This is a genomic window from Kitasatospora sp. NPDC086009 (assembly GCF_044540385.1).
In the GTDB taxonomy this organism is placed as follows: Bacteria; Actinomycetota; Actinomycetes; order Streptomycetales; family Streptomycetaceae; genus Kitasatospora.
Map to the genome: position 1 here is coordinate 1 of NZ_JBITSA010000007.1, position 12,390 is coordinate 12,390.

General features: G+C 74.5%; 13 protein-coding genes. 8 read left to right on the top strand and 5 right to left on the bottom strand.

Annotated elements, in window-relative coordinates; genetic code table 11:
- Window positions 1–233: 233 nt before the first annotated feature.
- Window positions 234–905, bottom strand: coding sequence for a Tat pathway signal sequence domain protein (locus tag ACIF6L_RS18740; RefSeq protein WP_359808001.1), 672 nt, complete (start codon window positions 903–905; stop codon window positions 234–236).
- Between the two features lie 417 nt (window positions 906–1,322).
- Here ACIF6L_RS18740 and ACIF6L_RS18745 point away from each other — a divergent pair, with 417 nt between their 5' ends.
- From ACIF6L_RS18745 to ACIF6L_RS18760, 4 genes are all read left to right on the top strand, one after another.
- The gene (locus ACIF6L_RS18745) at window positions 1,323–2,174 is read left to right on the top strand and encodes a TetR/AcrR family transcriptional regulator (protein WP_396486434.1); all 852 of its coding nucleotides are present in this window, start codon (window positions 1,323–1,325) and stop codon (window positions 2,172–2,174) included.
- A 138-nt stretch (window positions 2,175–2,312) separates the two neighbouring features.
- Entirely contained in the window at window positions 2,313–2,960 is a 648-nt protein-coding gene (locus ACIF6L_RS18750; RefSeq protein WP_352292928.1) for a DUF6230 family protein, read from the top strand.
- Window positions 2,961–3,157: 197 nt separating this feature from the next.
- Window positions 3,158–3,595: a DUF6114 domain-containing protein gene (locus ACIF6L_RS18755; RefSeq protein WP_396486433.1), complete on the top strand. Its 438-nt coding sequence runs from the start codon at window positions 3,158–3,160 to the stop codon at window positions 3,593–3,595.
- Window positions 3,596–3,770: 175 nt separating this feature from the next.
- The gene (locus ACIF6L_RS18760) at window positions 3,771–4,046 is read left to right on the top strand and encodes a hypothetical protein (RefSeq protein WP_396486432.1); all 276 of its coding nucleotides are present in this window, start codon (window positions 3,771–3,773) and stop codon (window positions 4,044–4,046) included.
- Between the two features lie 15 nt (window positions 4,047–4,061).
- Here the strand turns inward: ACIF6L_RS18760 and ACIF6L_RS18765 are convergent, their stop codons facing one another.
- Entirely contained in the window at window positions 4,062–5,483 is a 1,422-nt protein-coding gene (locus ACIF6L_RS18765; RefSeq protein WP_352292932.1) for a selenium-binding protein SBP56-related protein, read from the bottom strand.
- A gap of 268 nt (window positions 5,484–5,751) precedes the next feature.
- Between ACIF6L_RS18765 and ACIF6L_RS18770 the strand changes: the two genes are divergently transcribed.
- The 3 genes from ACIF6L_RS18770 (at window position 5,752) to ACIF6L_RS18780 (ending at window position 8,517) form a co-directional block, all read left to right on the top strand.
- A complete protein-coding gene (locus ACIF6L_RS18770) occupies window positions 5,752–6,708 on the top strand; it encodes an alpha/beta hydrolase (protein ID WP_352292934.1) in 957 nt (318 codons plus the stop codon).
- On the top strand, window positions 6,705–7,574 hold the full coding sequence (locus ACIF6L_RS18775; protein ID WP_396486431.1) for a spermidine synthase: 870 nt from the start codon (window positions 6,705–6,707) through the stop codon (window positions 7,572–7,574). Before ACIF6L_RS18770 ends, ACIF6L_RS18775 begins: the two co-directional genes overlap by 4 nt.
- Before the next feature lie 115 nt (window positions 7,575–7,689).
- Window positions 7,690–8,517: a class I SAM-dependent methyltransferase gene (locus ACIF6L_RS18780; RefSeq protein ID WP_352292938.1), complete on the top strand. Its 828-nt coding sequence runs from the start codon at window positions 7,690–7,692 to the stop codon at window positions 8,515–8,517.
- 138 nt (window positions 8,518–8,655) lie between these two features.
- Here ACIF6L_RS18780 and ACIF6L_RS18785 read toward each other — a convergent pair whose 3' ends face one another.
- Window positions 8,656–9,081: a DUF427 domain-containing protein gene (locus ACIF6L_RS18785; RefSeq protein ID WP_359837582.1), complete on the bottom strand. Its 426-nt coding sequence runs from the start codon at window positions 9,079–9,081 to the stop codon at window positions 8,656–8,658.
- A complete protein-coding gene (locus tag ACIF6L_RS18790) occupies window positions 9,074–10,549 on the bottom strand; it encodes an MFS transporter (RefSeq protein WP_352292942.1) in 1,476 nt (491 codons plus the stop codon). The genes ACIF6L_RS18785 and ACIF6L_RS18790 overlap by 8 nt, the downstream gene beginning before the upstream one ends.
- Before the next feature lie 120 nt (window positions 10,550–10,669).
- Between ACIF6L_RS18790 and ACIF6L_RS18795 the strand changes: the two genes are divergently transcribed.
- Entirely contained in the window at window positions 10,670–11,203 is a 534-nt protein-coding gene (locus ACIF6L_RS18795; RefSeq protein ID WP_329486093.1) for a helix-turn-helix domain-containing protein, read from the top strand.
- 137 nt (window positions 11,204–11,340) lie between these two features.
- On the opposite strand, the gene ACIF6L_RS18800 is transcribed toward ACIF6L_RS18795, so the two are convergent.
- Window positions 11,341–12,342 (bottom strand): methyltransferase, encoded by a 1,002-nt coding sequence (locus tag ACIF6L_RS18800; RefSeq protein ID WP_359807987.1) that lies wholly within the window; start codon window positions 12,340–12,342, stop codon window positions 11,341–11,343.
- Window positions 12,343–12,390 lie beyond the last annotated feature (48 nt).

A 12,390-nucleotide genomic window follows, 5' to 3' on the forward strand; every position in this document is an offset into this window, starting at 1 on the left:
GGCGGGCCGGGCGCATGGGTCTCGGCGGGGCCGGTCGTGGCACGGGTGGCACTGTTCTCGGCGGACATCCGTACTCCAGACTCCAGGGCGGTGGGGCGCGGGGGGGGGCCGGGGGGGGGGGGGGGCGGGGGGGGGGGCGGGGGGGGGGGGGGGGGGGGGGGGGGGGGCGCCCCCCCCCCCCCCCCCCCCCCCCCGCTCCCCGTCGTTTCCCGCCTACTGCTGTGCGCAGAGGGTCAGTTGATGTAGACGTGCGGGTTGCCCGCGACCGAGCTGTCGATCACCGGCCCGTAGGTGGCGGTGAAGTAGCCGGTGGCGAAGCAGGTGCTCGGGCCGGACACCTTGGCGAACGCCTGGGAGGCGAACCCGATGGTCTGACCGGTGTTGTCGGTGGTGCCGGAGATGCTGCCGGGCGCGCGGTAGACGCAGGTGGTGGTACCGAGGATGGTGTTCAGCACGACCGTGGTCTGCAGCGGACCGGCCGCCGTCGGGCTGAGCGTCACGGGGTTGCCGGCCGCGTCGCTGACCGAGTTGGTGTACGGCAGGTTGTTGACCGTGATGCTCTTGACGCCGGTGACACCGATGACGTTCGCGGTGCAGGAGCTGAAGGTGTGGCTGTTGAGGCTCTCGGTGGCCACGCCCGGGGCCGCCGGGTTGCTGGTCACCGTGGCGGAGAAGGCGGAGACGGCGCACTTGATGCCGCTCGTGCCGGTGGCACTGGAGTAGAAGGTGGCGTAGCTGCCGGGGACCAGGTTGGCGGTCAGGACGTCGCCGACGGCGACGGCGGGGCCGCCGACGGAGGTGTGGGTCAGCACGGCTGAACCGGCGGCCTGGGCCGGGGTGACGGCTGCGGTCGCCAGGGCGACGGCGGCCAGGGCCGCGGCGCCGAGGGTGCGGCTGATGCGCATGAGGGTGCCTCTCTCCGTACGAGCTGGGTGGGGGAGCCCGCGGATTCGCGCTGGGATCGCGCGGCGGGAGCTGCCGCGGTGCACGCGGCAGGGTGGAGCGGAGTGGGGGTGCTGAGAACCTGCGGACACGCGTCCGGTGCCGTCGGCGGGCCCGGCGCCACGGGCCCCGCCGTCCGGCGAGGAGGTGCGGGAGGTGCGGGAGGTGCGGTGGTGCGGGGGATCGCGGCGGTGCGGGCCGTGCGATGAGGTGCCTGAGTGGTGCACGTCGACGGCTGCCACCGCCGGGCATGCGTTCGCCATACTGAACAGTCGGAACGCGTGGAGGTTTCCGTCGGCTCAGCGCCGTTCGATTGGAAACCTGCGAGTGTTGTAAACCAGCCCTTGCGTCAATGTCAATACTGAGCACAGGAGTTGGCGATGGACCTGGATGCCGTTCACGGTGCCGAGGCACTGCTGCTGCCCGGGGCGCGGACCGGCCGTGACCCGGCGCGGTCGATCAAGCGCGGCCCGAGCCGGCTGCCCCCCGGCGTGGTCGCCGCCACCCAGCGGGAACGCTTGCTCGACGGGCTGGTCCACACCGTGGCCGAGCACGGCTACCAGCGGGCCACGGTGAGCGACATCTGCCGCGCGGCCGGGGTGACCAGGCCGGTCTTCTACGAGCTGTTCAGCGGCAAGGAGGACGCCTTCCTGGCCACCCACCGGCACGGCACCGGCGTGGTGATCCGGCGGATGGCGGCGGCCTTCGCGGCGGCCCCGAACTGGTGCGCCGGGATCCACGACGCCCTGCGTGCGATGCTCGACCTGCTGGCCCGCGTCCCCGCCTTCGCCACCATGGCGGTGATCGAGGTGGAGTCGGTCGGCCCGGCCGGCCGCCGTGAACGCGAGCAACTCCTCACCCGGTTCCGGGCGTTCTTCGCCGAGGTGCCCCCACTGCCGTGCGGCGTCGAGGTGCAGCCGCTGGTGGACGCGGTGGTCGGCGGCGTCTACAGCACCCTCTACCGCTGTGTCGACGCCGGCCGGACCGGCGAACTCCCGGCCGAACTACCGATGTTGAGCCTGTTCTGCCTGGCGCCCTTCCTCGGTCCGGAGGAGGCCGCCCGGCGGCTGGCCGCAGCTCAGGACCTGGTGCCGGCGCCTGCCTTGGCTCCCGTCCCGGCTCCCGTCCCGGCTCCCGTTCCGGCTTCGGAACCGGCCCTGGAAGCGGGCCCTTCGGTCGCGGACGATGATCCTTCGTGCACCCGTATTGACCCGCCGTCTACTGGGCAGTAGCTTCCCAGTAATCCATCTGCGGTCCGACCGGGCCCGCCCCGCTGCCGAGGGGCGGCCCACCCGGCCGGACCGCAGAACGCTGTCCGCGCCAGGACAACGTGCCAGTGCCTGCACATCCCACCACCCTAGGGAGCACACATGGCCACGTCCGATGACGCCGCCCCCACGCCCGAAAGCACCGACGCGCCCGCCGAGTCGAGAGGGCGGGTCCGCCTCCGGCGCACCGCCCTGATGGCGGTACCGGCCGTCGTCGCCGGCGCCGTCCTGATGACCCTCACCGCGCAGGGCGTCCTCGCCGCCCAGTTCGCCATCTCCGGCATGCCGTTCACCGTCACGGCGGACAGTCTGGAGGGCGTCGGCTTCGAACAGTTCGGCAGCCTGGACCACATGATCGAGGGCAGCCCCAACGAGGGTGACACCGGCGGGCAGGTCCTGGTCGCCGTCTCGGCGATCAAGCAGGCCCAGCTCACCAAGCTCTGCCAGAGCGTCGACCTCGGCGGCATCAATCTGTTGATCAAGGCCGGCGACGACGGCACCCCCGTCACCGCCACCGACCTGACCACCGACTCGGACATGCTCTCCGGTGACGCGTCCTTCAAGAACATCGAGATCGGCGGGGACGCCAGCACCTACACCAAGGCGGGCGTCCAGGGCCTGCCGGGCGTGTTCGGGCAACAGGCCGACACCGTCACCATCAACAACCTGCGGCAGCACAACTACGCCACCACCGCGGGTGCGTTCAAGCTCCCCCACCTGCGGCTGAGCTTCAGCTCGGAGGGCTGCTGACGGTGACCGGTCCTGTACCCGACGGCGCCGGCCCGGCCGGGCGGGGCGCCGATGCCGCGGAGGCCGGGGCGGCCGTCGGCGCCGGGGTGTCCGGTGCCGGCGGTGGCTCCGCTGCTCCAGGTGCTTCCGGTGCTTCCGCTGCTTCCGACGCTGCCGCGAGCACGGTGGCCGTCGCGCCCGCACCGCCGTGGACGCCCGTGGCGGCCCCCGGTCCCGCCGGGCCGGCGCACACCGGGCGTGGCTGGCGCGCCTGGCGGGGCCGGCGGCCGTTCTGGGGCGGTCTGCTGGTGCTGCTGGGCGGCGCCGAGGTCCTCTTCACGCTGAAGGCACCGCTGCCGGTCATCCTGCACATCGGGATGCAGGGGATGGCCGGCTACCTGGTACCGGCCGTGATGGCGATCTGCGGCGTGCTGATCCTGTTCAACCCGGCCCAGCGGCTGTTCTACTCCGTGCTCGCGGTGATCAGCTCGCTGGCCAGCTGGGTCACCTCCAACCTGGGGGGCTTCCTGATCGGCATGATCCTCGGAGTGGTGGGCGCCTGCCTGACCTTCGGGTGGTTGCCCGACCAGCCCCCGCGCCGGCGCCGGCTGCGCCGCGCGACCGGGGGCGAAGCGGCCGGCCCGGCCGGAGCCTGAGCCGGGCCGGCGACGGCGCGGCGTCCCGCCTGCGGTGAAGGGAGAGCACCGGAGGCGGGACGCCGCGCCCGTCAGGGTGCCGCCCCTGGTGCGGACGGCGGGGTCGGGAGTCCTGAACACGGGGGCCCGACGAGGCCGGTGGGCCCGGTCCGGCCGGGCCGGCCAGTACGGCACCGTGGAACACCCGCGGCCGCCGCACAGCTGGCGGCAGTACGCGATGGGCTGCCCGCCGGGGGAAGCGGACGACGAGGTGGAGTTCGAGGTGCGCCGCAGTGGTCCGGGCGGCGTCGGCGAGGCCCTGGTCGAGCACACCGCCGTCGGCGACGCACCGCGGCTCGGCCCGCCGCGCGGCACGCCGCTGCCCGGGGAGGACCTATGCGACCCGCGGCCGGCCGCCACCGGTCTGCCGCCCGCCCGTGACCGCCATGGCCCGCTCCAGGGGCGGCGCTGAGCCCCGGCCCCGACCTCAGCGGAAGCAGTAGGAGTCCGAAGAGGCGTCGCCGCCCGCCAGGTGGGTCTGGTGCACCCGCAGACCGCCGAACTCCGCGCCGTGCGGGTAGAAGTGCGGGTCGACGCTGAGTCCGCCCGCCTCGGTGTCCGCGTCCAGCTTGATGATCCAGGGCTCGATGCCGTCCGGGTAGAACTGGTCGTCCCAGGCGCCGTACAGCGAGTTGGTGAGGTAGAGCCGCCGGCCGTCCCGGCTGATCTCGACCATCTGCGGGCCACCGCTCAGCGGTCGGCCGGGCTCGGCCGGGTGCGGCGTCCGCGCGGCCACCCCGCCGAGCCGCACCGAGCCCGCCGGGCGCGGGTGGAACGGGTCCGAGACGTCGAACTGGAACAACTCCCCGGTGCCCCAGGCGGATACGTACAACCAGCGGTCGTCCACCGACAGGTTGAGGTCCGTCACCAGCGGCGGCACCGCGCCGAACGGTTGCAGCGCCGGCGGCAGGTCCTCCGGCTTCGCCGGCTCGGCCGGTATCTCGATCACCTTGCGCGCGGTGAAGGCCGCCCCCTCCCGGTACCAGAGCCAGACCGAGGAGGAGAGGTCCTCGACGTTGGCCACCACGCCGACGAAGCCCCACTCCGCCTGCGGGTCGTGCGCCGGCCGCAGCTCCAGCACCATCTGGTACTGGTCGCCGAGGTCGACCCGCTGCAGGTGCCGCCCCGAGTCGAGCTCCCAGAAGTGCAGCGCGTGCCCGTACTTGCGGCCCAGCAGCAGCTCCGGCACCACGCCGTCCTCGACCATCCACGGCGTGCCCCACTCGCTGGTGACGCCCACGTTGGTCCCCAGGTGCCACCAGACGTCGTAGGCGAAGTGCTGCGGTCCGCGCTCCGTCTCCCAGGCCCGCAGGACGTCGAAGGTGGTGTGGTCGAGCAGCGCCACCCCGCCCGGCCCGTCGGCGCCGTCCCCGCTGCCGAGGCAGGACAGGAAGACGCCGTCCGGCCCGCAGTGCAGCGTGTGCGGGCGGGAGTACCCCGCTCTGGCCGCCAGCTCCTCGGCCGGGACGGTCTTCACCAGCCGCGGCCGCACCGGGTCCGGCCGGGTGTCCATCACGTGCAGCCGGGAGGAGCGCAGCCCGGGCAGCAGCAGGTAGCGCCGCTCCGGGTTCCGGTGGCAGGCGTGCGCGAGCGCGCTGGAGCAGGCGTTCCAGCCGAAGTGGTGCAGCTCGTCACCGAGCCCCGGCAGCTCGGCGAAGTTCAGCACCCGGCCGTAGCTCGGCGAGGCCGGATCGGTGTCCACGGTGATCAGCGCGTCCGGCCGCTGCGCCGACCGGTCGAATCCGGCGACGTAGGCCAGCCGCTCCGGCGGTGCGGCGATCGCCTCCGCCGCTGTGCGGTAGAGGGAGGGGTCGTGGTGGCCCGGCTGCGGATGGTCTCCGTGCGGCATGTTCGCTCCTCAACTCGCCTCGCGGGCAAGGAAGGTGACAGTGGCCCGGGCAGCGTGCCACAGAACCGCGGGCGCACAGCAGGCGCACGGGGGGCGGAGCGGCCCGGTCCGGCCCCGCCGCGAGGCCCGCCGGCGCGGTCCGCCGAACCTTTCGCCGCGCCCGGGGGCGGCGCCCGCCGAGCAGGGCGGAGCTACTGGCCGGTATCGTCGGTGCTCCGGATGGGCGGTCCTGCCACGGCAGGCGGAGCAGAGAACGGGTACGGCGGACATGGAGTTCCGAGAAGACATCCTGGGTGCCCCCTACGAGGCGGTCGAGCTGCCGCTCGCCCCCGACGAGGAGGGCGCCGTCAGCGCCACCCTGGTACGCCGGCTCGTCCCGGGCAGCGACCGCGCGGTGCTCTACGTCCACGGGTACGTGGACTACTTCTTCCAGACCCACCTCGCCGACCACTTCGTCGAGCGCGGCTTCTCCTTCTACGCCCTCGACCTGCGCAAGTACGGCCGCTCGCTGCGCCCGCACCAGTCGCCGAACTTCGTCCGCGACCTCGCCGCCTACGACGAGGAACTCGACGCCGCGGTGCGGGTCGTCCGGGAGACCGACGGGCACCGCGAACTGCTGGTCAACGGCCACTCCACCGGCGGCCTGGTGACCGCCCTGTGGGCCGGGCGCCGCGCCGGGCGGGGCGTGGTCGACGGACTCTTCCTCAACAGCCCGTTCCTCTCGATGCCCGCCGCCCCGGCCGTCCGCACCCTCGGCGGCCCCGCCGTGCAGGCCCTCGGCCGCCTCGCCGCCACCCGCAAGCTGCCCTCCACGCTTAACCCGCACTACGTGCACAGCCTGCACCGCGACCACCGCGGCGAATGGGACTTCGACCTGGGCCTCAAGCCGGCCGAGGGCTTCCCGCTCTACGCCGGCTGGCTGGCCGCCATCGACCGCGGCCAGCGCCGCGTCCGGCGCGGGCTCGGCATCGACGTCCCCGTGCTGCTGATGGCCTCCACCGCCTCGATCGCCACCACCACCTGGCAGGCCAGGCTGCACCACGCCGACGCCGTGCTGCGGGCCGACGACATCGCCGCCCAGGGCCCGCGCCTGGGCCGGCACGTCACGATCGTGCGGATCGAGGACGGCATGCACGACCTCGTGCTGTCCGGCGAGTCCGCCCGCACCCAGGTCTTCACCGAGCTCGACCGCTGGCTCGGCGCCTACCTGCCGGCGTCCGGATGAACCCGCCGGGCCCGCACGAGGAGGAGCCGGTCCCGGTCGGGCGGGCGACCGACCTCGGGTACGCCAAGCTCATGCCCGACATCGACCGCGACGGCGGCTGGCTGCTGACCCTCGACGGCACCCCGCAGTCCTACGTCGACCTCGGCGACCCGACCCACCTGGAGTTCGAGTACACCCGGCGGATCGGCCACCTGGTCGACGCCCTCGCCCCCGCCGGGCGGCCGGTCGACGTGCTCCACCTGGGCGGCGGCGCCCTCACCCTGCCCCGCTACCTCGCCGCCACCCGCCCCGGCTCGCGCCAGCGGGTGGCCGAGGTCGACGGCCCGCTGCTCGCGTTCGTCGAGGAGCACCTGCCGTGGCAGGGCCCGGGGGCGGACATCACGACGACGGTCGGCGACGCGCGGGCGGCCCTGGCGGCCGTCCCGGCCGGCTCGCTGGACCTCGTCGTCGCCGACGTCTTCCACGGGTCGCGCACCCCGGCGCACCTCACCTCGGTGGAGTTCCTCCGGCTGGCGGCCGCCGCGCTGCGCCCCGGCGGCTGCTACGCCGCCAACCTCGCGGACGGCCCGCCGCTCGCCTTCGCCCGCGCCCAGGCGGCGACGGTGCGCGCCGTCTTCCCGGAGGCCTGCCTGATCGCCGAGGCGCCGGTGCTGCGCGGCCGCCGCTACGGCAACATCCTGCTGGCCGGCTCCACCGGTCCGCTCCCGGTGGCCGACCTCTCGCGCCGTCTCGCCGCGGACATCTTCCCCGCCCGGCTCACCGAGGGCGCCGACCTGGCCGCCTTCACCGGCCGCACGGCGGCGGTCACCGACGCCGCGGCGACGGACTCCCCGCCGCCCCCGGACGGCGCCTTCAGCGTCGGCTGACGGGCTGCCGCGCGCCCGGCGCGCCGGAGCGCCGCGCGCCCTGGTTCACGCCCCGCGGTGTCAGAATCGGCGGGTCCGAGCCAGGAGCACGTCCGAGAGTCCGAGGGAGCGCGTGATGAGCAGCGGCGAGCGGCCCGAGCTGGGGGAAGTACCGGAGACGGCCCTGTGGACGCTCTGGCACCGGGCGGTGGAGGCCCGGCGGCCGGACACCGTGCTCGACGACCCGAAGGCCGTCGAGCTGGTCGAGCGGATCGACTTCCCCTTCGCCGAGCGCTTCGGCGCGAGCGCCCTGTCCGCCCAGCTCCAGGCGCTCCGGGCGGCCTGCTTCGACCGCGAGGTCGCCGACTTCCTGGCCCGGGAGCCGCGCGGCACCGTGGTCTGCCTGGGCGAGGGGCTGGAGACCCAGTACTGGCGGGTCGACAACGGGCGGGCCCGGTGGCTCACCGTGGACCTGCCCGAGTCGGTGGCCCTGCGCGAGCAATTGCTCCCGCCCGGCCCGCGCCAGCGCTACCTGGCCGCCGATGCCACCGAGCTGGGCTGGACCGAGGAGGTGGACCGCGACCAGGCGGTCCTGATCACCACCCAGGGCCTGCTGATGTACCTCCCGCCGCCCCGGGTGAAGGCCCTGATCGCGGGCTGCGCCGAACGCTTCCCCGGCGGCTCGCTGGTGCTGGACGCCGTACCGCGCTGGTTCAGCCGGCTCACCCTGACCGGGAGGATGCGCTCCCACGACTACGAGCCGCCGCCGATGCCGTGGGCGATGGACGCCCGCGAGCGGGGCGGGCTGCGCACCGCGAGTCCGGCGGTGGCCGCGGTGCGCGACGTCCGGCCGGTCGGCGCCCGAGGCCTGCTCGGGGTCCTCCTCCCGCTCGCCCTCACCGTCCCGCCGCTGGCCACCCACCGCCCCTCGGTCACCGTCCTGGACTTCGCCGGGCAGCCGTAGCCGGCGGGATCCCCCGGTGGATCAGGAGGGGCCTCGGCACCAGCCAGGCGCCTTGGCCCTGCGCCGTCGCCGGTGTGAGACGCCGTCAGGCCCGCCCCCGGGTGGGGGCGGGCCTGACGGCGCCGGGGTGACCCGGGATCAGTCGGAGGGCTCGACGTCGATGTCGACGCGTTCCTGGTAGAAGGCGATCAGCCCGGTGAGGGCCTCCATGCCGCTCAGCGGGACGGGGTAGGACCAGGCGATGGAGCCGCCCTCGCCGTGGGAGGCGAGCGCGTAGTGCACGGCGTTGCCCTTGTAGGGGCAGTAGGTGCTCTCCCAGGAGGGGGCGAGCAGTTCGCGGCGCACGTCCTCGGGCGGGATGTAGTAGCGGACGGGGTAGCGGCCCTCCAGGACCACGATCGGCCGCTGGCTGTCGGCGAGCACGGTGTCACCGGCGCGCACGACGATCCGGCCGCGTCCGGGCTCCACCAGGATGCCGGCGTTGATGTGGTGCACGGAGCCGGCGGCGGAGAGGTCCGGGGCGGCGCCGGGCCGGGTGCCGTGGTCGGAGCGCTGGTCAGCCACGGGACACCGCCGGGCTCTGGACGGTGCCCGCCGCGCCCGCGCCGCCCGCGGTGCCGCCGGGTGGCGGTGCGGCGGCGGGGGTGCGGGCTTCGGCGAAGCGCGCCCACAGGGCCACGCCCGCCCCGACCGCGCACAGCACCGCGGCGACCAGGACGGCGTGGTCGGTCCCGGCGGCCATCGCGTAGCGCGGCCCGCGGTCGTCGGTGGCCTGGCCGGCGACGGTCAGCGTGATGGCGACGCCGAGGGCCGAACCCAGGTAGCGGGCGGTGTTGTTGGCGCCCGAACCCATGGCCGCGCGGTCGGCGGGCACGCTGCTGACGGCCAGCCGGGCGAGGGCCGCGTTGAGGACGCCGCTGCCGACGCCGGCGAGCACCAGGCCGGGGGCGAAGTGCGTCCAGGAGCCGTCGGGGGTCATGCCGTAGAGGGCGGCCTCGCCGATGCCGCACAGCAGCAGGGAGGCGGCGACCTGGGTGGTGGCGGACATCCGGTTGGCGAGGCGGCGGGCCTGGAGGGCGGAGACGACGGACAGGCCGGACCAGATCGCGAGCACCAGGGAGGCCACCAGGGGGGTCTCCCCGGCGGACTTCTGGAGGGCCATCGGCAGGTAGCTCATCAGGCCGACGATGGCCAGGCCGGTGAACAGCGCGCCGCCGCTGGAGGCGATGAAGCCGGGGCTGCGGAACAGCGCGAGGTCGAGCATCGGTTCGGCGATCCTGGCCTCGACCAGGACGAACAGTACGAGCAGCAGCACGCCGAGGCCGAGCAGGAGCAGGACGGGGGTGCGGCCCCAGCCGTGCCGGCCCTCGGCGAGGCCGGCGATGAGGCAGGAGGCACCGGCGCCGAGGGTGGCGACGCCCAGCAGGTCGAGCTTGCGGGGCCGGTCGTTGCGGGACTCCTGCAAGCCGTACGCGGTGAGCGCGATCAGCAGGGCGGACAGCACCGAGAGCACCCAGTACACCGAGCGCCAGCCGCCGGCGCGCTCCAGCAGCGCCGCGTAGACCGGGCCGACGGCGATGCCCAGGCCCACCGAGGCGCCCCACATGCCGAGCGCCCGCACCCGGCCGGGGCCGACCGGGTAGACGTGGCCGATCAGGCCGAGGGTGGGGGCGAGCACGGCCGCCGCGGCACAGCCCTGGAGGACGCGGCCGATCAGGAACACGGTGGGGCCGGTGGCGGCCGCGGAGACGGCGGTGGAGATCAGGAGCAGCACCGCGCCGGCGCCGAAGACCCGCTTGCGGCCGTAGTCGTCGGCGGCACTGCCCATGGTGAGGAGCAGGGCGGCCAGGCCGACCAGGGTGCCGGTGAGCACCCAGGTCTGGGCGGAGGAGCCGAGGCCGAGGTCGGCGGCGGTGGGCGACAGGGTGGTGAGCGGGGAGGTGTAGTCGACGAGGACGAGGAGGGTGCCGAAGGCGGCGATCGAGAGGGTGAGGGCCGGGCGGCGGCCCTGGGGCGGCGGGCTGGGCGTCATCGGGGTGGTCCTCGCTGCGATGAGAGGTGGGAGAGGGTCCGATCTAAGGTCTGTTCATTGAACTCAACTGAATCTATCACGCCGGGTTCGGTGAAGGAACCTTCGGCTAGACTGGTCCGCATGGCGCTCGGAACCGATTACGCACAGCAGGACTGCTCGCTCGCCCGGGCGCTGGAGGTGGTGGGGGAGCGCTGGAGTCTGCTGATCGTCCGCGACGCCTTCTACGGGGTCCACCGCTTCAACGACTTCCTCGCTCACCTCGACATCCCGCGTGCGGTCCTCACCAGCCGTCTGCAGGCCCTGGTGGCCGCGGGCGTGCTGCACAAGGAGCCCTACCAGAGCTCCCCGGTGCGCTACGGCTACGTCCTGACGGCGGCCGGGCGCGAGCTGTGGCAGCCGATCTACGGGCTGGCGCAGTGGGGGGAGCGCAACGCCTCCAGCGGCGGGCCGCGCACGGTCTTCAGCCACGCGGCCTGCGGGACGCGGCTCGACCCGCTGGGCGCCTGCCCGGTGTGCGGCGGGGTGGTCGCTCCCGAGCACATCACGATGCAGCCGGGCCCGAGCGCACAGGCCCGGCTGCGCCAGGACCCGGTCTCGCGCGCGCTGGCCAAGCCGCACCGGCTGTTGACGCTGGTGTCGCCCGACGCGGACTGACCCGCCGGCCCGGCGCACGCGCGAACGCCCGCCCGCCCGGCCCCGGAGGGCTGGGCAGGCGGGTCCGTCCGGCGCCGGCCGCGTCCGCGCGGCCCGGCAGGGCGGCAACGGCGAGGTCCGGGGTTTGGGGTACAGGGTCAGCGCGGCTCGGCGACCAGCAGGCGGCTGTCCAGCGGCAGGTCGTGGACCGCCGCGAGGGTGAAGCCGGCCCGCTCCAGCAGGCCGGAGTACTCCGCGGTGCTGCGCTCGAAGCCGCCGGCGATGGCGAGCATGTGGACGTCGAACCAGGCGGCCAGGGACGGGGTGCCGTCCTCGGGGATGACGCGCTCGATGATCAACAGGGCGCCGTCGGCGGTGACGGCCTCGCGGATGCGCTCCAGCACCCGGACGCACGCCTCGTCGTCGCGTCCGTGCAGGACGCGCGAGAGCAGGTAGACGTCACTGCCGGCGGGGACCTTCTCGTAGTAGTCGCCGCTCTCGAAGCCGATGCGGTCGGCGTCGGGGGAGTCGGCGAGCTCCGTGCGGGCGGCTTCGATGACGTGCGCGGTGTCGAACAGGACGCCGGACAGGGCGGGGTGGGCGCGCAGCACGGTGGTGAGCAGGGCGCCGTTGCCGCCGGCTATGTCGACGACGGTACGGGCGCGGGAGAAGTCGTAGAGGGCGGGGACGGGCTCGAAGAAGGAGGAACTGGCGGCCATCGCCCGGTCGAAGCGGGCGGTGAGCTCGGGGGTGCGGGCGAAGTAGGGGTACATGGCGGCGCCGTGGACGTGTTCGAAGGCGTTCTCGCCGGTGCGCACGGTGTGCAGCAACTGGCCCCAGCCGGCGTAGAACTCGTCGCCGTAGAGCAGGGCGAGGTCGCGCATGGAGCCGTGCTCCTCGGTGCGCAGGGTGCGGCCCAGGTCGGTGGTCCGGTAGCGGCCGTCGGCGTCGGTGGCCAGCACGTCGAGCTCGACGAGGAAGCGCAGCAGCCGGGTCAGCGAGGGCTGGTGGGTGTCGGTGCGCTCGGCGAGTTCGGCGGCGGTGGCGGGCTCGGCGGCCAGGAGGTCGGCCAGGCCCAGGGTGGCGGCGGTGTGCACGGCCTGGGTGGCCCAGGGGCCGATGAGCAGGTCCATCATGCGGCGGGCGGCGGTGTCGGTCATCGTGGGGACTCTCCTGCGATCGGGGTAAGGGGGCCGGAGGGACGTGCG